This window comes from Lysobacter sp. CCNWLW3 (genome assembly GCF_036697405.1).
In the GTDB taxonomy this organism is placed as follows: Bacteria; Pseudomonadota; Gammaproteobacteria; order Xanthomonadales; family Xanthomonadaceae; genus Lysobacter.
In genome coordinates this window covers 265,454-283,369 of record NZ_JBAHWA010000001.1, presented here as the reverse complement: position 1 = coordinate 283,369, position 17,916 = coordinate 265,454, and the positions used below count along the sequence as shown (strand labels likewise).

At 70.1% G+C, this 17,916-nt stretch carries 16 protein-coding genes; 7 read left to right on the top strand and 9 right to left on the bottom strand.

Features of this window, described 5'->3' with window-relative positions; all coding sequences use genetic code 11:
• Positions 1–8 precede the first annotated feature (8 nt).
• Positions 9–536, top strand: a complete 528-nt coding sequence (locus V1318_RS01280; protein ID WP_332937024.1) for a hypothetical protein — start codon at positions 9–11, stop codon at positions 534–536.
• Here the strand turns inward: V1318_RS01280 and V1318_RS01275 are convergent.
• The 9 genes from V1318_RS01275 to V1318_RS01235 form a co-directional block, all read right to left on the bottom strand.
• Entirely contained in the window at positions 533–2,401 is a 1,869-nt protein-coding gene (locus V1318_RS01275) for a carboxypeptidase regulatory-like domain-containing protein (protein WP_332937022.1), read from the bottom strand. The two genes, V1318_RS01280 and V1318_RS01275, sit on opposite strands and share 4 nt — an antisense overlap.
• Complete coding sequence (locus V1318_RS01270) at positions 2,398–4,566, bottom strand: hypothetical protein (protein WP_332937020.1); 2,169 nt, start codon at positions 4,564–4,566, stop codon at positions 2,398–2,400. The genes V1318_RS01275 and V1318_RS01270 overlap by 4 nt, the downstream gene beginning before the upstream one ends.
• A complete protein-coding gene (locus V1318_RS01265; RefSeq protein ID WP_332937018.1) occupies positions 4,563–5,717 on the bottom strand; it encodes a BatA domain-containing protein in 1,155 nt (384 codons plus the stop codon). Before V1318_RS01265 ends, V1318_RS01270 begins: the two co-directional genes overlap by 4 nt.
• Entirely contained in the window at positions 5,714–6,607 is an 894-nt protein-coding gene (locus V1318_RS01260; protein WP_332937016.1) for a DUF58 domain-containing protein, read from the bottom strand. The genes V1318_RS01265 and V1318_RS01260 overlap by 4 nt, the downstream gene beginning before the upstream one ends.
• A 28-nt stretch (positions 6,608–6,635) precedes the next feature.
• Complete coding sequence (locus V1318_RS01255; RefSeq protein ID WP_057159251.1) at positions 6,636–7,634, bottom strand: MoxR family ATPase; 999 nt, start codon at positions 7,632–7,634, stop codon at positions 6,636–6,638.
• Between the two features lie 22 nt (positions 7,635–7,656).
• Entirely contained in the window at positions 7,657–8,334 is a 678-nt protein-coding gene (locus tag V1318_RS01250) for a DUF4159 domain-containing protein (protein ID WP_200943955.1), read from the bottom strand.
• A gap of 94 nt (positions 8,335–8,428) precedes the next feature.
• Entirely contained in the window at positions 8,429–10,054 is a 1,626-nt protein-coding gene (locus tag V1318_RS01245) for a TldD/PmbA family protein (protein WP_332937011.1), read from the bottom strand.
• 99 nt (positions 10,055–10,153) lie between these two features.
• Entirely contained in the window at positions 10,154–11,488 is a 1,335-nt protein-coding gene (locus V1318_RS01240) for a TldD/PmbA family protein (RefSeq protein ID WP_332937009.1), read from the bottom strand.
• Positions 11,489–11,508: 20 nt separating this feature from the next.
• On the bottom strand, positions 11,509–13,137 hold the full coding sequence (locus V1318_RS01235; protein WP_332937008.1) for a TldD/PmbA family protein: 1,629 nt from the start codon (positions 13,135–13,137) through the stop codon (positions 11,509–11,511).
• A gap of 310 nt (positions 13,138–13,447) precedes the next feature.
• Here V1318_RS01235 and V1318_RS01230 point away from each other — a divergent pair, with 310 nt between their 5' ends.
• From V1318_RS01230 to V1318_RS01205, 6 genes are read left to right on the top strand one after another with little or no spacing between them, the layout of a single operon-like run.
• A complete protein-coding gene (locus V1318_RS01230; protein ID WP_332937006.1) occupies positions 13,448–14,875 on the top strand; it encodes an aldehyde dehydrogenase in 1,428 nt (475 codons plus the stop codon).
• Positions 14,876–14,878: 3 nt separating this feature from the next.
• Positions 14,879–15,544, top strand: a complete 666-nt coding sequence (gene can / locus V1318_RS01225; RefSeq protein ID WP_332937003.1) for a carbonate dehydratase — start codon at positions 14,879–14,881, stop codon at positions 15,542–15,544.
• Positions 15,541–15,984: a RidA family protein gene (locus tag V1318_RS01220; protein WP_332937000.1), complete on the top strand. Its 444-nt coding sequence runs from the start codon at positions 15,541–15,543 to the stop codon at positions 15,982–15,984. The genes can and V1318_RS01220 overlap by 4 nt, the downstream gene beginning before the upstream one ends.
• Positions 15,985–15,988: 4 nt before the next feature.
• Complete coding sequence (locus V1318_RS01215; protein ID WP_332936998.1) at positions 15,989–16,519, top strand: 3-hydroxyanthranilate 3,4-dioxygenase; 531 nt, start codon at positions 15,989–15,991, stop codon at positions 16,517–16,519.
• A 7-nt stretch (positions 16,520–16,526) separates the two neighbouring features.
• The gene (locus tag V1318_RS01210; RefSeq protein WP_332936995.1) at positions 16,527–17,537 is read left to right on the top strand and encodes an amidohydrolase family protein; all 1,011 of its coding nucleotides are present in this window, start codon (positions 16,527–16,529) and stop codon (positions 17,535–17,537) included.
• A gap of 9 nt (positions 17,538–17,546) precedes the next feature.
• The gene (locus tag V1318_RS01205; protein ID WP_332936994.1) at positions 17,547–17,915 is read left to right on the top strand and encodes a 5-carboxymethyl-2-hydroxymuconate Delta-isomerase; all 369 of its coding nucleotides are present in this window, start codon (positions 17,547–17,549) and stop codon (positions 17,913–17,915) included.
• Position 17,916: the final 1 nt, after the last annotated feature.

Genomic DNA, 17,916 nt, shown 5'->3' with positions numbered 1-17,916 from the left:
CACGCAGCGTGTACAGCGTCGTCGCCGGCGGCCCACTCGATCCGCCTTGGGACGCGATGCCGCCGATCCGTATCGGTCGCCTGGACGGGCCCGCCGGCGTACCGGACAAGATCTTCCTGGTCCACAACGGCGAGCGGCCGTTCGTGCGCGTCGAATTGCACGCTTACCGCGACGACTACCACGGCTTCGAGTCCTGCACGATCTGGTCGCATTTCCTCGTGGTCGGCGCAGGGCATCGCGTGTATTTCGTCGACCTGCGCGATGGCGGCGTCAGTGAATTCGACCTGGACGGCTACTTCGGCAGTTTGGCCGCCGGCCACGAATGCTTGCTGGTCGCCTCGGCGCAACGCCTCTTCAGCTTCGATCGCGATGCGGCGCTGCAATGGCGCAGCCACATGCTCGGCCTGGACGGCGTGGTTATCGACCGCATCACCAGCGCCGAGATCGCGGGTGCGGGCGAATGGGATCCGCCTGGCGGGTGGAAACCGTTTCGCGTCTCGGCCGCCAGCGGCGCCGACGTTTCCGGGCCAGCCTAGCTCGCGAGCGGCGCACGTCCCAGGCGCGAACGTTCGAACCACCACAAGGCCGCGCTCAACAGCAACCAGCCCAGGAACCACGGCCAGGACGGGCTGCGATGCGCATTCGCCGGTGCCATGCCGGTACCGGCTTGCGACGGCGCTTGCGCGGCCAGCGCCAGGGTCTGCTCCCGCAAGGCGCTCGCACGCAGACCCGGCGCTTCATCGGCGCCGCGCACCGCGAACGGCCAGTCCTGTTCGCCCAGGCGCAGGCGATGCCAGCCTGACATACGCGGCCAGTACGCCGCGCAGCGACGGCTGCCGCTGGCCGGGTCGATCAGCAACGCCAGCTCGCGCCCGTCCGGGCCGGACACGCGCGCGCCGGCACCGAGCCCGCACAGACTCATGCGTTGATGCGGGCGCGCTTCGGCTTCGATCTGGGGCGCAGCGCCCGCCTGCGCGCGTGCGACCGTCGCGAATGCGTCGCTCCAGATCCGCGCGTGCAGATCGCCGCGACCGGCCAAGGCCAGACGGAAGCTATCGGTGAGCGTCCACAGCGCGACACGCCCGCGTCCGTGTTCGCGCCAGACCGCGAGCGCGACGCCGTCGCTGTCGCGCAGCAGCGTCTGGGCCTGCGTCGACGGCAAGTGCAACACGCGACGGCTCAGGACCGGGGTTTCAGGCACGACCTCGTCGCGCGCGCGCGGCGCGTCCGCGCTGCCCGGGCCGATGCGCGCGCGGATCGCGTCTTCGTCGGCGCCGCCGTCCAGCGCGAGCTTGGCGTTCGCGGCATCGCGGCCGGCATCCAGGTTCAAACCCAGCGCACGCCATTGCGCGCGCGTGCCGTCGGACAAGGGCCCGGTGACGCGCAACACCAGTCCCATGCCGTTGCGCACGGCCTCGACCAGGGCCGCGCGTTGCGCCGCCCCAAGGCTGTCCCAACCGCGCTCGTCCACAACGGCCAAGTCGTAACCGGACAGGTTCGCGGCGTTGATCGCGATCGGCGCATCGCCCAGTTGCAGGCCGCCGCCGACGCCGATCTGGGTCTGCAGGCGCGCACCGCTGTCCAGCGCCCAACGGCGCAGGTACTTGAGTTCGGGATTGGGCGCGCCGGCCAGGATCAGGACGCGCGGCGCGGGCTCGGCCACGGTCCGCAGCGGCAGCTCGACCTGCTCCACCGGTTTGCGTTGCGCGTCGAGCAGGCGCAACGCGAAATTCGCCAGGCCCTCGCCGCGCGCACTGCCGGCAAGCGCGAACGCGCCACCCTCCTCCAGCGCCGCGCGATCGACGCGATGGCCGGCTGGATCGAGCAATTCGACGCTGCCGCCGGTCAGGCCTTCGGCGCGGCCATGGATCTCGAACTCGTCGCCGGCGGCGATCCGGCGCGGCAGCCACAGGCCGCTGAGACCGCGCGGCAGCGGCGCCGGTTCGAACTCGATCGAAAGCCCGCGCGCCGCATCGAGATCGCGTGCTTCCAGACCGGCGCCGATCAGATGCAGGCAACGCGTGCCCGGGTGCCGACGCAAGGCCGTGGCCAGGTCCGGCACGCGCTCGCCGTCCAGCGTGGCCGCTGCCTCGGGCAGCACGATGCGCACATCGCCGGCGCCCCCCTCGGCGAAACCGGTGCTACCGGCGGTCGCGACCAGCATCGTGCCGGCCTGGCCCGGCAGCAGCGGCGGCAGCAAGGCGAAATACAGCAAGATCGCGCAGGCCGGTTGCGCGAGCAGCAGCAACGCGAAACGCCAGGCCTGCGCGCGCAGTTCGGCCGGCGCGCGCAGCTGGCGCCAGACCAGCCCGGCCAGCGCGATCAGCACCGCCAGCGCGAGCAAGGCGGCGAGCGCGATTTCCGGCGGCACGATATCCGCTGTGTACGCGAAGTCGCTCATGGCGCCGACTCCCGTCGCAAGGCATCCAGATAACGCCGGCCTTCGTCGCCGCCGTCCTCTCGGCGCGGCAGCGCGGCCGGCGGACGGGTCAGCAAGGGCCACAACAGGCCACGCAAGCGGGCCCGGCATGCGACGCAATCGGGACGCTCGCGCAGCGCGTCGATCGCTGCGACGAATGCGAGCGGATCCGGCACGCGCGCCTCGTGTTCGCGCAGCCAGCGCTCCAGCGCGGCGGTGTCGATCGCCGAACCGGCCAGTGCCGGCGGCGCTTCGAGCGAGCGCCACAGCGATTCCAGCGCCGGATCGGACGCGGTCGCGGCGTTCAAGGCATCGCCGCGTCTGGCCAGGCCTGTACGCTCGCCGCTCATGCGCCGGGTCTCGTCGATCGGCGGCAGTTCCGGGCCGACCCGCGCCAGGTAGATGCGGCTGGCTTGTTGCACCTGCTTGATGTAGCGCAGGGCACGGTAGGCATAGGGCAAGGCCTGGTCCGGATGGCCCTGGCGCAGATGCAGCTCCGACTGCCACATCTCGTCCAGCGCGGCCTTCAACAGCTTGCGGGTTTCCGGATCGAGCAGGGTCGCGGCTTCGGCGTGGTCGTGGGTATGGCCGTACTCCTCCAGCACCGAACCGGCATCGCCGAAGCGCGACGGCGCCGGCGACGGTGCGTGATCGTGGTCGTCGTGGGCATCGCCCCCCTCGGCATGCGCCTCGTGCTCGGCGGCGGCGACGTCCTCGGCATCGTTGGTCGGCGGCTTTGGCTCGCCCTCGGCCTCCTCGCCCAGGAACTGGCCATAGCGCAGGCGCAGGATGCGCTGGTCCACGCCGATCTCGTCGGAGCGCTTCACGTACCGATCGGCTTCAAGTTTGCGGCGCTGCGCGTACAGGGCTTCGGCGTCGATGATGATCTGGCGCTGGCTGCGGAAATAGGCCGGCAACGTGGTCTTGACCAGGCCCTCGATGCCGGTCGCTTCCTGACCCAGGTCCGCCGGCCAGCGCAGGATCAGACTGGGGCTGCGCGCGCTCTGCGGCTGCGGCCGGCGGTTGTCGTCGACGCTGAGCTGCACGATCAGATCGTCGCCGACCGCGAAACCGAGCGCGGCCAGGTCGAGCCGGTGCGCGTAGCGTTTCGCGGTCGCCGTGCCGTTGCCGCGCAGGCTCAGCCGCTGCTCGCGGAAGGTGATGTTCTCGCCCGAGCCCTGCGCCAGGGTGATGCGCAGGCTCGCGCTCGCGGCCAGGCCGTAGTCGTCGCTGGCGTCGAACACCAGCGGCCACACGCGCTGCCCCGCCGCGAGCAGGGTCAGGCCGCGGTCGGGTTCGATCACGCGCAGCTGCGGCGCACGGTCGGGTACGACATCCAGGCGGTACAGGCGCCGGGTTTGCAGCGGCAGCGCCCGCGCATCCAGCACGATCCGGTACAGGGTCGACTTGTCCAGGACCAGGCTCGCCGACCAGTCCTCGCCCTGGCGTTGCAAGGGCAGACGACGACCGTCGTGGAACACCAGTTCGGCCGAGCTCGGTTGCGGCTGGAAGCGCAGCCTCCAGCGCAGCTGCGCGCCCTGCACGGTCTTGGCTTCGAGCTGGCTGGCCTCGCGCGCAGGCAGGCGCGTGTATGCGGGCGGCGCGAGCGCGAGCAGCGTTTGCGTGAGCCGGGTCTGGGTGGGCGCCGGCGCCAAACCCACCGCATCGGCCAGGCGTTCGCTCAGCGGCGCATCGCTCGGCCGTGGCCAGAGCAGGATCGCGAGCAACGCGACCGCGGCCAGCGCGGCAGACAGCGCCAAACGGCGCAGCGACCAGGCTGGGCGCAGATCGGGCGTGGCGCCGGTTTCGATGCGTTGTCGCAGGCGCGTGCGCTGCAGGCTCTGCAGGGCGCCCAGGTTGTTGTTGTCGGCGAACAGCAGGTCGGCGCTGTCGTCCATGTCCACGCGCCGTGCGTTGAGCCGGCGCGCCAGCCACTGCGTGTCCAACCGCACGGCGTGGCGCCGGCAGGCCCAGGCGACGACGACGATGCCGGCCAGCGCGAGCGATACCGCCGCGACCGCGCCGCTCCACCGCCCCGCCAGCGCTGTGGCGACCGCGAGCCAGGGCGCGGCGATCAGTGCCGCATCCAGGCCGCGCCGCAGTCGCGCGCCCGCCAGCAGGGTCCGCAGGCCTTGCGTGGCGCTCATGGCGTCACGCCCCGGCGCGGACGCGTGGCGAACCAGCGCTCCAGCGCGAACAAGACCGCGATCAGCAACGCCAGCCAGGGCTTGAGATCACGTGCGGGCAGGTCGAACGTCGGGCCGCCGGTGCGCGGTGCGTAATCGCCGGCGACGACGCGAGTGGGCGCCGCGGCCGGCGCGCTCAGCAGTTCGCGCAGGCGGCGCGGGAATTGCGGCTCCAGCAGCGCCGGCATCGCCTGCGGCGTCAGTGCGCGGGTGAAGCGCAGCACGCGGCCGTTGCGGTAGCCCGCGCCTTCGACCAGCACCGCGCCATCCGTATCGCGCCACAGCGGCGCACGCGCACCGGTCTGCGGCCATGCTGTCTGCGCGTCGAGCACGGCGGTGCCGCCCGCGCCGATCCAGTCCAGCACCGGCGCGGGCAATGCGCCCGGCGCCAGCCACACCAGCACCTGCGTCTTGGGGTCGGTCGGCGCCGCGGCGCTGGCGACGGCGCTATCGACGACGACGTTCTGCGGCGACCAGGCCGCGACCGCGGCATGCAGATACGGCAATGCGTTCGCGCGCTCGGCGGCGTAACGGATCGCGAGCCTGGGCGGCGCGACCGTGGGCACGGCTGCCGCGGCATCCGTCGTGCCGGCGACCACCTGCCATTGCACGCTGCGCGCCAGGGCCGGCCGTTGCCCGTCGGCGCCGCCGAGTTGGACCGGCACCAGCACGCGCAGCGGCACCTGCGGCGGCAGGGTCGCGTCGAGTTCGCGCAACAGGCTGGCCAGCGCGACCGGCTGCGCCGGCGGCGGCGTGTCGATCGCGGGAAAACCCGGCGCCAGCCAACGCACGCGCGCGCCCTCGCCCGCCGGCACGGCCTGAGCATCGACACTGGGCGCGACCACGATCCAGGGCTGGTGGCTGACCGCGCCGTACGACACCGGCCGCGCCAGCCACAGCGCGAGCAGCGCCAGCAGCAGCAAGCGCAGCACCAACAACAGGCGTTCGTCGAAACGGATGCGATGACGCGGACGCGGCTTCTGGCGCAGCCAGCGCAACGCAGCGAAATCGGTCGGGCGCTGCTCGCTACGGCGCGCCAGATGGATCAGCGGCGGCAGGATCAGGGCCGCGAGCGCGGCCAGCGCGGCGGGCAGCAGCAAGGCGAAGTTCACGCGTACTCCGCGGCGTCGCGGGCGCCGAACAGGCGGTGCAGCGGCAGATCCAGTTCCTGGTCCAGCACGTACTCGGCGTGGCGGATGCCGCTGGCGTCCAGGCGCGCGTCGATCTCGGCCCTGGCCGCGCCGAACCGGGCCAGGAACTCGGCGCGCAGCGCGACGCCGTCGCCGAGCAATTCCTCGCCGGTCTCCGGATCGCGGAAACGGTGGCCGCCCTGATACGGGAAATCGCGCTCCTCGGCGGTGAGGATGCGCAGACTCAGCACTTCGCGCCGCGCCGCGGCCAGGCGCTCGGCCACCGCGATGCCGCTTTCGTCGAAACCGTCGCCCAGCATCAACACCAGATCGTCGGCGCCGATGCGCTCCCACAGCGGCCGCAGCTTGTCGGCCGCAGGCCAGCTGCCCTGCGCCGACAACGCCTGCAGCTCCAGCAGCAGGCGATCGCGCTGGCGCGGGCCCGCGGCCGGCGCGAGCAGGCGCAGGCCGTCGCCGCGCAAGGCGATCAGGCCGAAACGGTCGCCCTGGCGCAGCGCCAGTTCGGCCACGCAGGCCGCCAGGGCCTTGGCCGCATCCAGGCGGGTCCAGCCCGGGCGCGCGGCGTCGGCCTGGATCATCGAGGCGCTGGCGTCGATCAGCAGCCACACCGCCAGCGGGCTTTCGCGTTCGGCCTCGCGCACGAAGAAGCGGTCCGAGCGCGCATACAGTTTCCAGTCGATCTGGCGCAGTTCGTCGCCGGGCTCGTAGGCGCGGTATTGGGCGAACTCCAGGCCGGCGCCGCGGCTGCGGCTGCGATGCAGGCCCAGGCCGTGCGCGCCGACCGCGCGCCGCGAGGTCAGGCGCAGATTGCGCAAGCGCGCGCGCACCGCCGCCGGAATCAGATCGCTCATCGCCCTATCCGCCCTGCCCCTGCGCCGCTCAGGCGCCGGCGAACGGCACGCCGCGCAGCAGCGCCGCGATCACGTCGTCGGCGCTCTTCTGCTCGGCCTCGGCCGCGAACGACAACAGCAGGCGGTGGCGCATCACCGGCGCGGCCAGCGCCAGCACGTCGTCGCGGGTGGCCGCCAGGCGCCCGTGCAGCAGGGCGCGCGCCTTGGCCGCCAGCACCAGCGACTGGCCCGCGCGCGGACCGGCGCCCCACTTCACCCACTGCCGCACTTCGGCCAGGGCGCTGTCGCGCGGCCGGCTCGCGCGCACCAGGCGGGTGATCCACAGCAGCAGATCGTCGCCCAGATGGACCTCGCGCACGCGCGCCTGCAGGGCCAGCACCTGCTCGCCGTGCATCACCCGCGGCACCTGGGCGCTGTGGGCGCCGGTGGTCTGCTGCAGGATGTCGTGCTCTTCGCGCTCGCTGGGGTAGTCGACGCGGATATGCAGCAGAAAGCGGTCCAGCTGCGCTTCCGGCAAGGGATAGGTGCCGGCCTGCTCCAGCGGGTTCTGGGTGGCCAGCACGAAGAACGGCGACGGCAGCGTGTGGGTGACGCCGGCGTAGCTGACCGTGCGCTCCTGCATCGCCTCCAGCAGCGCCGCCTGGGTCTTGGGCGGGGTGCGGTTGAGCTCGTCGGCCAGCAGCAGGTTGGTGAAGATCGGGCCGGGCTGGAAACGGAAGTGGCGGTGGCCGGTGCCGTGGTCCTCCTCCAGCAGTTCGGTGCCGAGGATGTCGCTGGGCATCAGGTCCGGGGTGAACTGCACGCGCCGGAACTGCAGCTCCAGCGCCTGTCCCAGCGAGCGCACCAGCAGGGTCTTGCCCAGGCCGGGCACGCCTTCCAGCAGGCAGTGGCCGCCGGCGAGCAGGCCGATCAGCAACTGCTCGACCACGTCGTCCTGGCCGACGATGGCCTGCGCGATCGCGCTGCGCAGCGTGCTCAGTTGCGCGAGTTCGGCCTGGATATCGGATTCGCTGGGAGTCTGGCTCATGGGGTTGCCCTTGCTGGTTCGTTCACGCGGTCAGCGCGTACATGACGATGTTGACCGCGAACTTGGTGTTGTCCTCGGCCAGGAAGCGCTTGTTGCGCCAGTCGTAGTCCCACTCGCAGCCGTAGTCCTTGTTGCTGTAGAGCACGCCCAGGCGGCCGTCGATCTCGATGCCCTGCAGGTACTCGTGGACCAGGTCGTCGCCCCAGCCGTTGAGCTCGAAACCGGTCGCGGGCGGGCCGTCGAAGACGAAGAAGCTGCGGTAGATCGGGTGGTTCTTGGGCAGCTTCTTCATCGCCTTGCGGCCGAAGATCGCCGCCATCTGCGACTCGAACGAACGCGCGAACAGGCCGTCGATGTCGTGGTTGCAGTCGTCGACGAAGACGAAGCCGCCGTTGCGCACATAGCGCTCGAAGTTGCGGCGCTCGTCGGGATTGAACTCGACCAGCTTGTGCCCGGCCAGGTAGCAGAACGGCGCGGTCAGCATCTTGGGATCGGCCAGGGCCAGCACGTGCTCCTTGGGGTCCACGCGCAGGTTGGTGTAGTCGATCAGCGAGGTGATCAGGTTGGCCGGCATGCGCTGGTCCACGTCCCAGTCGCCGGAGTCGTACTTCAGGCGGGTGAACCAGAAGTCGTACTCGGCCGCCGCCAGCGCCGATTGCCAGGGCCTGGCCAGGGCCGCGCCGGCCAGGCCGCCCAGCATCAGGCGCAGGAACTGCGCGCGGTTCACGCGCGCGCGTCCGCGCCCTGGGGCGCCTGGAGAGAGCGGGCGGCGGCGGTACGCATCGGTGCGGCGCCTACAGCGAACGCGCGGTGTTGATGATGTTGACGCCGTTGAAGCGCGCCGTGCTGGAGCCGTGCGACACCGCCGAGACCTGGCTGGGTTGGCCCTTGCCGTCGAAGAACGAGCCGCCCAGGCGGAAATCGCGCTGGTCGCAGACCGCCACGCAGGCGTTCCAGAACTCCGGCGTGCGGATCTGATAGGCCGCGTCCTCGACCAGGCCGGTCACTTCGCCGTTCTTGATCTCGAAGAACAGCTGGCCGCCGAACTGCGCGTTGTAGCGCTGCTGATCGATCGAATAGGAGCCGCGCCCGTGCGCGTACAGGCCGCGTTCGACGCCCTTGACCATCTCGGCCACGCTCAGCGGCTTCTTGCCCGGCATCAGCGAGACATTGGCCATGCGCTGGAACTGCACGCTGGACCAGGAATCGGCGTAGCTGCAGCCATGCGATTCCTTGTGGCCGAGGATGTGGGCCTCGTCGCGAGTGGCCTGGTAGTCGACCAGGATGCCGTCGCGGACCAGGTCCCACTCGCGCGTCTTCACGCCCTCGTCGTCGTAGCCGACCGCGCCCAGGCTGCCGGCACGGGTCTTGTCGGCGACGAAGCTGACCGCCTCGCTGCCGTAACGGTAGCCCTGCTCGCGCTTGTCGAGGGTGGCGAAGCTGGTGCCGGCGTAGTTGGCCTCGTAGCCGAGCACGCGGTCCAGTTCCAGCGGATGGCCGACGTTCTCGTGGATGGTCAGGAACATATTGGACGGATCCAGCACCAGGTCGTATTTGCCGGGCTTGACCGAGGGCGCCTTGAGCTTGGCGCGCGCGTGTTTGGCGGCCGCGACCGCGTCCTCCATCACATCGTAGGAACTGCCGTAGCCGGTCATGCCGCCGGGCAGCGCGTGCTTGCCGGCCGGATCGGCGTCCAGGTATTCGTAGCCCATGCCCATCGGCGCCGACAGGCCGTCGCGGGTGCGGAACTTGCCGCTGGCCTTGTCCACAGCGGTCGCGGTCAGCGGCAACCAGATGCGGTGCACGTCCTGATCGATGTAGCTGCCGTCGGTGGATGCGAAGTACTTCTGTTCGTTGATCACGAACAGGGTCGAATTGACGAAGTCCGCGCCGGCCTTCATCGCCGCGGCGTTCACGCCCAGCAGCAGATCGACCTTGTCCTTGATCGGCACCGCCATCGCGTTCTTGCGCACCGGCGTGGCCCAACGCACCTCGCCCACCCCGCGCACCGGCGCCAGCTCGACCTTGCGGGTCTGGGCCTTGGCGTTGGCGCGCGCGATCGCCAGCGCCTGGCGCGCCGCGCCGGCCACGGCCTCGGGGGTGGAACGCGCGGTGGCGGCGAAACCCCAGGCGCCCTCGCAGAGCACGCGGATGCCGATGCCGGCGGACTCGCCGTTGACGATGTTGCGGACCTGGGCCTCGCGGGTGATCACCGACTGGCGCAGGTAACGGCCGATGCGCACGTCGCAGTACGACGCCCCGCCCTCGCGGGCGGCGTTCAAGGCGGTGTCGGCCAGGGCGCGGCGGCGCGCGCCGTCGACCGGTTCCAGCAGGGCCTCGGCGGCGATGCTGCGGCCGTAGGGAAGCATGAGACCGGCCAGACCCAGGCCGGTGAAACTCAGGAAGTCGCGTCGTTGCACAGGCGTGGAGGACTCGGCGGAATCGATGGAACGCGCATGCAGCGCGTCGGCGACGGGCGGCGCGCCGGAAACCGGCGGCGCCGCCCGCGCCGGTGGGCGTCAGACCGCGTCCGACAGCGAAGTGAAGGTGAAATCGCGCAGCTTCATCGGCGGGATCATCATCACGAACGAGGACTCGTCGCCGGCCACGCGCACCGGCTTGCCGAGTTCTTCGATGTTGTTGAGCATGATCACCGGCGATTCGTTGAAACGGAAATTCTTCACCGGGTGCTTGATCACGCCGTTCTCGATGTAGAACGTGCCGTCGCGGGTCAGGCCGGTCAGCAGCACGGTCTGCGGATCGACCAGGCGGATGTACCAGGTACGGGTGACCAGGATGCCCTTCTGGGTGCCCTTGATCAGGTCCGCGGTGGACTTGTCGCCGCCGGCCATCAGCAGGTTGCCGGGCGTGCCGACCGCGCGCTTGCCCTGCTTCTTGGCCCAGTAGCGCGAATAGCGCAAGGCCGCGACCTTGCCGTTCTCGACCACCGCCATCTTCTCGCGCGGCAGGCCATCGTTGTCCCAGGGCATGACCGCGGCGCGCTCGTCCCAGGGGTCGGAGACGATGTTCACGCGCGGATCGTAGACCTGCTCGCCCAGCTTGTTGCCGCCGCCCTTCTTGGACAGGAAGCTGCGGCCTTCGTCGGCCTGGCGGGCGTCGAAGAAATTCATCATGAACGAGATCAGGCCCGCGGCCGCGGCCGGCTCCAGGATCACCGTGTACTTGCCCGGCTCCAGCGCCTTGGCCTCGGCCGACTCGGTGGCCTTGCGCATGGCCGTGCGCACGTCGTTGTCGGCCTTGAAGTCGTCGGCGTTCATTAGGTTGCGGCCGACCCAGCCCGAACCGCGGCCGTCGTCGGTGCGCACGGTGCAGGTGTAGTCGAAGTTGGTGGCGCGCTGGTAGCCGAAATTGCCCTTGCTGTTGGCGAAGGCGACGAAGCTCTGGCCGTCCTCCAGGAAACCCGCCGCGGTCAGTTTCTCGGCGCGGCAGGGCGCGATCGAATCGGCCGCGACCTGGGCCCGGTATTCCGGGGTGATCGCCGCGGTGGCCTCGCTGAAGGTCTTGCTGGGCTTGTAGGCCTGCTTCTCGATCGCCGGCATGAACTCGGGATTCTCCGGCGCCAGCCGCGCCAGGTCCTCGGCACGGCGGACCACGCGTTCGAGCGCGGCGTCGTCGAACTCGTTGATCGTGGCCACGCCGACGCGGCTGCCGAAGGCGACCTGCACCGCCAGGTCGGCATCGTCGACGATGCCGCTGGTGGAGACGTTGTTGAGGGCGAAACGGATGTTGCCGTTGATCGAGCCGCTGAGCCTGGCCGTGCACTCGTCGGCCTTGGACAGCTTGACGACCTTCTCGAGGATGGCCCGGGCTTCGGCTTCGGTAAAGATACTCATCTGAATTCTCCTGGCGTCGCTCAGCCGAGCTTGCGGGCGGTGTTGATGACGTTGATGCCGTTGAAGCGCGCCGTGCTCGAACCGTGCGAGACCGCCGACACCTGGCCCGGCTGGCCCTTGCCGTCGAAGAACGAACCGCCGAGGCGGTAGTCGCTGTCGTCGCAGACGGCGGTGCAGGCGTTCCAGAACTCCGGCGTGCGGATCTGGTAGGCCACGTCCTCGAGCATGCCGGTGATCTTGCCGTTCTTGATCTCGTAGAACAGCTGGCCGCCGAACTGGGCGTTGTAGCGCTGCTGGTCGATCGAGAACGAACCGTCGCCGATGATGTAGATGCCGTTCTCGACGTCCTTGATCATGTCGGCGACGCTGAGCTTGTTCTTGCCCGGCGCCAGCGAGACGTTGGCCATGCGCTGGAACTGCACGCTGGACCAGCTGTCGGCATAGCAGCAGCCGTCGGACTCGGTCTTGCCGACGATATGGGCCTGGTCGCGGATGGTCTGGTAGTCCACCAGGGTGCCGTCCTTGACCAGGTTCCAGCGCTTGGTCTTGACGCCTTCGTCGTCGTAGCCGACCGCGCCGAGGCTGCCGACCTGGGTCTTGTCGGCGAACAGGGTGACGTTGTCGCTGCCGTAGCGGAACTTGTCTTTGAGCTTGTCCAGGGTCGCGAAGCTGGTGCCGGCGTAGTTGGCCTCGTAGCCGAGCACGCGGTCCAGCTCCAGCGGGTGGCCGACCGACTCGTGGATGGTCAGCCAGGTGTGCGAGGGGTCCAGCACCAGGTCGTACTTGCCCGGCTTCACCGAGGGCGCGGTCAGCTTCTGGCGCGCCTGCTTGGCCGAGGCCACAGCGTCCTCGAGCATGTCGTAGGAATCGCTGTAGTTGACCACGCCGTTGGGCGAGACCACCTTGCCCGAGGCGGCGCCGTCCAAATATTCGAAACCCATGCCCATCGGCGAGGACAGGCCTTCGCGGGTGCGGAACTTGCCGCTGGCCTTGTCGATCGCGGTGATCGTCATCGGCGCCCAGATCCGGTGCACGTCCTGGTCGATATAGGAGCCGTCGGTGGAGGCGAAGTACTTCTGCTCGTTGACCAGGAACAGCATCGAGTTGACGAAGTCGGCGCCGGCCTTGATCGCCGCGGCGTTGACGCCCAGCAGCAGGTCGACCTTGTCCTTGAGCGGGACCTCCATCGAGTTCTTCTTGATCGGCGTCTTCCACGACACCTCGCCCACGCCCGGCGCCTTGGCCAGCTGCACCGGCGCGGTCTGGCTCTTGGCGTTGGCGCGCGCGATCGCGGCGGCCTGCTGCGCGGCCTTGACCACGCCGTCGTTGGTCAGGCGGTTGGTGGCGGCGAAGCCCCAGGCGCCGTTGACCAGCACCCGGATGCCGATGCCGGTGGACTCGGTATTGACCACGTTCTGGACCTTGTCCTCGCGCGTGATCACGAACTGGCGCAGGTAGCGCCCGATGCGCACGTCGCAATAGGAGGCGCCGGCCTGGGTGGCCGCGCCCAAGGCGGCGTCGGCCAGCGCCTTCTTCTTGGCCACGTCCATCGGCGACAACAGCGCCTCGGCGGCGATGAGGTTGCCGTAGGGAACCATGAGCCCGGCCAATCCCAGGCCCGACATCGTCAGGAAATCGCGTCTGTCCACGTTGATTCTTCCGCCGTTGAGGCCCGCATGTCGACGTCGCCGTCCGTCATCGGGCATGGATGAGAAGGGTCCGCCCGAATGTGCAGAGCCGCTAACCGGCGCGTCAAGTGCCGAGAGGCCCGGATCGGGCCCGGCGATGGCGAAGCTGGGACCTGGATGCGTTCGGGCTTTGCGCAGCTTGGCCGCAGCATGACGCGCTGCGGCACGCGAACCGCGCGCAAGATGCGGCGAGGCCGTGAGCCTGGCCGCGAGCGCCGGGACCGGCGCGCTCGCGATGGGCGCTGGACGGCCCACGCGTTAAGCTAGTCGGATGCGCTATTTCCGGCACTGCATCGACGGACAGTCCCGCGACCCGGCCAGCGGCGCCTGGCTGGACGTTTACGATCCCGCCAATGCGCAGGCGTATGCCCAGGTCGCCGCCGGCGATGCGGCCGATGTCGAAGCCGCGGTCGCCGCCGCGCAGGCTGCGTTCCCGGCCTGGGCCGCCCTGCCCCACAGCGAGCGTGCGCGCTGGCTGGAGAAACTGGCCGATGCGCTGGAATCGCGGCTGGAGGCGTTCGCGCACGCCGAGTCCAAGGACGCCGGCAAGCCGATCCGGCTCGCGCGCGAGGTCGAGATCCCGCGGGCGGTGTCGAACCTGCGCTTCTTCGCCCACGCCGCGACCCAGTTCGCCAGCGAATCCCACCACGGCCAGGCCGGGCTCAACTACACCCTGCGCTCGCCGCTGGGCGTGGTCGCGACCATCTCGCCCTGGAATCTGCCGCTGTACCTGTTCACCTGGAAGATCGCCCCGGCCCTGGCCGCGGGCAACGCCGTGGTCGCCAAACCTTCCGAGGTGACGCCCGCCACGGCGACCATGCTCGGCGAGCTCGCGGCCGAAATCGGCTTCCCGCGCGGCGTGCTCAACATCGTCCACGGCCTGGGCCCGCAGGTCGGCGAGCCGCTGGTGAATCACGATGCGGTGCGGGCGATCTCGTTCACCGGCAGCACGGCGGTCGGCCAGCGCATCGCCGCGCTGGCCGCGCCGCGCCTGAAGAAGGTCTCGCTGGAGCTGGGCGGCAAGAACCCGACCCTGGTGTTCGCCGACAGCGACTGGCGCGGCCAGCTCGATACCCTGGTGCGCTCGGCCTTCCAGAATTCCGGCCAGATCTGCCTGTGCGGCTCGCGCCTGCTGGTGGAACGCCCGATCTACGCCGAGGTGCGCGCGGCCATGGTCGAGCGCGCGCAGGCGCTGCGCGCGGGCGCCCCCGACGACGAAGCCACCACGCTGGGCCCGCTGGTGTCGCAGGCCCACTACGACAAGGTCCTGCGCGCGCTCGATCGCGCGCGCGAGGAAGGCGGACAGGTGCTGTGCGGCGGCGGCGCGCTGGAACGCGCGGGCTGGTACGTGGCCCCGACCGTGATCGAAGGCCTGGGCCCGGACACCGCGAGCAACCGCGAGGAAATCTTCGGCCCGGTGCTCACCCTGCAACCCTTCGACGACGACAGCCACGCCCTGGCCCTGGCCAACGCCGGCGACTACGGCCTGTCGGCCTCGGTCTGGACCCGCGACCTCAACCGCGCCCATCGCCTGGCCTCGCAGCTGCGCGTGGGCATGGTCTGGATCAACACCTGGCTGCAACGCGACCTGCGCACGCCGTTCGGCGGCGTGGGCGCCTCCGGCCTCGGCCGCGAAGGCGGCGTCGAGGCCATGCGTTTCTTCACCGACGCCAAGAACGTCGGCCTTCACCTGGGATAAGCGATGACGCAACTCGACGACCTGCTGCAGAAAAACCGCGAATGGTCCCAACGGATCAGCGCCGAGGACCCCGAGTTCTTCGCCAAGCTGTCGCGCCAGCAGGCCCCTGAATACCTGTGGATCGGCTGCTCGGATTCGCGCGTGCCGGCCAATCAGATCATCGACCTCGCCCCCGGCGAGGTCTTCGTCCACCGCAACATCGCCAACGTGGTCGTGCACACCGACCTCAACTGCCTGTCGGTGATCCAGTTCGCGGTCGACGTGCTCAAGGTCAAGCACATCCTGGTGGTCGGCCACTACGGCTGCGGCGGCGTGCATGCGGCCCTGCACGGCCACCGCTACGGCCTGGTCGACAACTGGCTGCGCCACGTCACCGATGTCGCCGACAAGCACGTGTCCTGCATCGCCCACGCCCACCAGGACGAACGCCACGACCGCCTGTGCGAGCTCAACGTGATCGAGCAGGTGCAGAACGTCAGCCTGACCACGATCGTGCGCGACGCCTGGGCGCGCGGCCAGCCGCTGACCGTGCACGGCTGGGTCTACAGCCTGCGCAACGGCCGCGTGCACGACCTGGGCATGGACATCGAGTCGCACGAAGAGCTGCAGTCGGCCTACGACACCGCGATCGCGCGCGTGCACTCCACCCACGGCGGTTCGCCGCGATGAGCGCCTCCGACGGCAGCGTGCGCACCGACGCCGCGCCGCGCCCGGTCGGCCTGTACCCGCATGCGCGCCGGGTCGGCGAGCTGCTGTTCCTGTCCGGCATCGGCCCGCGCGACCCGGCCAGCAACGGCATCCCCGGCAACGTCCACGACGCCGACGGCCGCCTGGTGTCCTACGACATCGCCCTGCAGTGCCGCTCGGTGTTCGCCAACGTGCGCGCGGTGCTGGAGGCCAGCGGCGCCGGCTGGGACGATCTGGTCGACGTCACCGTCTACCTGACCGACATGGCGCGCGATTTCGCCGCCTACAACGCGGCCTGGGCCGAAGCCTTCCCCGACATCGACCGCGCGCCCTGCCGCACCACCCTGGGCATCACCGCGCTGCCGACCCCGATCGCGATCGAACTCAAATGCGTCGCGCGCCTGCCGCGCGCCACGGAGTAGGACCATGCTGCCCGGACCGCTCAACCTGCAAGCCTGGATCGAGGAACACCGCCACCTGCTCAAGCCGCCGGTCGGCAACAAGACGATCTATGTCGACGACTTCATCGTCATGATCGTCGGCGGGCCCAACCAGCGCACCGACTACCACTGGGACGAAGGCGCGGAGTGGTTCTACCAGCTCGAAGGCGAGATGGTCCTGCGCATCCAGGAAGACGGCGCGGTGCGCGACATCCCGATCCGCGCCGGCGAGACCTTCCTGCTGCCGCCGCGGGTGCCGCATTCGCCGCAGCGCATGCCCGATTCGATCGGCCTGGTGATCGAACGCCGGCGCCGCCCGGACGAGGACGACGGCCTGATGTGGTTCTGCGAGCGCTGCAACCACAAGCTGTACGAGGAGTTCTTCCACCTGCGCAACATCGAAACCGACTTCCCGCCGGTGTTCGATCGCTTCTACGCCTCGCGCGAGCACCGCAGCTGCGGCCAGTGCGGACATCTCAATCCGGCGCCGGCCAAATACGTCATGCCGGACACCTGAGGCCGCGATGCTCAAGATCGACACCCACGCCCATTACCTGCCGCGCGACTGGCCCGACCTGGCGCGCAAGTTCGGCGACGACCGCTTCCCGGTGATCCACCACACCGACGACGGCCGCCACCGCATCTACAAGGACGGCAAGTTCTTCCGCGAGATCTGGTCCAAGACCTGGGACCCGCAGGAGCGCATCGACGACTACGCGCGCTTCGGCGTGCAGGTGCAGGTGATCAGCACCGTGCCGGTGATGTTCAGCTATTGGGCCAAGCCGCACCATGCGCTGGAACTGCACCAGGCGCTCAACGACCACATGGCCGAGACCTGCCGCGCGCACCCGCGCCATTACGCCGGCATCGGCACGGTGCCGCTGCAGTCGCCGCGGCTGGCGGTGCAGGAGCTGGAACGCTGCATGGACCAGCTCGGCCTGCAGGGCGTGCAGATCGGCAGCCACGTCAACGACTGGAACCTGGACGCGCCGGAACTGTTCGAGTTCTTCCAGGCCGCCAGCGACCTGGGCGCGGCCGTGCTGGTCCACCCCTGGGACATGATGGGCGCGGCCGGCATGCCCAAGTACTGGCTGCCCTGGCTGGTCGGCATGCCGGCCGAGCAGTCGCGTGCGGCCTGCTGCCTGGTGTTCGGCGGCGTGCTCGAACGCCTGCCCAAGCTGAAGATCTGCATGGCCCACGGCGGCGGCAGCTTCCCCTACACCATCGGCCGCATCGAACACGGCTTCAACATGCGCCCGGACCTGGTCGCCACCGACAATCCGCGCAATCCGCGCGAGTATCTGGGCCGGATGTACTTCGATTCCTGGGTCGCCGATCCGCGCGCCCTGCAATACCTGCTGGACACCTGCGGCGTGTCGCGGGTGATGCTGGGCACCGACTATCCCTTCCCGCTGGGCGAGCAGGAGCCCGGCGCCGGCATCGCCTCGCTGTCGCTGCCGCCGGCCGAGCAGGCACGGCTGTACCACGGCACCGCCCTGGAATGGCTGGGCCTGCCGCTGGCGCGCTTCGCCTGAGCCCCGGCGATGCCGCACCTGAGCCTGCAGTACACCGCCAACCTCGCCGGCTACGACGCCGACGCGGCCCTGGCCCGGATCAACCAAGCGCTCGCGCTCAGCGGCCATTTCGACGAGCTCGCGATCAAGAGCCGCGCCTGTGCGCTCGAGCATTACCGCGTCGGCACCGCCGAGCGCGGCCGCGCCTTCGTTCACGCCCGGCTCAAGATCCTGCCGGGGCGCAGCGAAGCGGTGCGCGGCGCCCTGTCGGGCATCGTCCTTGCGGCCCTGCGCGACAGCCTGCCCCCGCATTACCCGTCCGTGCAGCTGTGCGTCGAGGTCGACGAACTGTACGCGCCCGCCTACGCCAAGACCGTCCTAGACGCGAACCTGCCCTGAG

What these genes read in the sequence shown, in the direction of transcription:
- V1318_RS01275 (WP_332937022.1), bottom strand. Translation starts at nt 2,401, where the DNA reads ATGAGCGACTTCGCGTACACAGCGGATATCGTGCCGCCGGAAATCGCG.
- V1318_RS01270 (WP_332937020.1), bottom strand. Translation starts at nt 4,566, where the DNA reads ATGAGCGCCACGCAAGGCCTGCGGACCCTGCTGGCGGGCGCGCGACTG.
- V1318_RS01260 (WP_332937016.1), bottom strand. Translation starts at nt 6,607, where the DNA reads ATGAGCGATCTGATTCCGGCGGCGGTGCGCGCGCGCTTGCGCAATCTG.
- V1318_RS01255 (WP_057159251.1), bottom strand. Translation starts at nt 7,634, where the DNA reads ATGAGCCAGACTCCCAGCGAATCCGATATCCAGGCCGAACTCGCGCAA.
- V1318_RS01250 (WP_200943955.1), bottom strand. Translation starts at nt 8,334, where the DNA reads ATGCTGGGCGGCCTGGCCGGCGCGGCCCTGGCCAGGCCCTGGCAATCG.
- V1318_RS01240 (WP_332937009.1), bottom strand. Translation starts at nt 11,488, where the DNA reads ATGAGTATCTTTACCGAAGCCGAAGCCCGGGCCATCCTCGAGAAGGTC.
- V1318_RS01230 (WP_332937006.1), top strand. Translation starts at nt 13,448, where the DNA reads ATGCGCTATTTCCGGCACTGCATCGACGGACAGTCCCGCGACCCGGCC.
- can (WP_332937003.1), top strand. Translation starts at nt 14,879, where the DNA reads ATGACGCAACTCGACGACCTGCTGCAGAAAAACCGCGAATGGTCCCAA.
- V1318_RS01220 (WP_332937000.1), top strand. Translation starts at nt 15,541, where the DNA reads ATGAGCGCCTCCGACGGCAGCGTGCGCACCGACGCCGCGCCGCGCCCG.
- V1318_RS01215 (WP_332936998.1), top strand. Translation starts at nt 15,989, where the DNA reads ATGCTGCCCGGACCGCTCAACCTGCAAGCCTGGATCGAGGAACACCGC.
- V1318_RS01210 (WP_332936995.1), top strand. Translation starts at nt 16,527, where the DNA reads ATGCTCAAGATCGACACCCACGCCCATTACCTGCCGCGCGACTGGCCC.
- V1318_RS01205 (WP_332936994.1), top strand. Translation starts at nt 17,547, where the DNA reads ATGCCGCACCTGAGCCTGCAGTACACCGCCAACCTCGCCGGCTACGAC.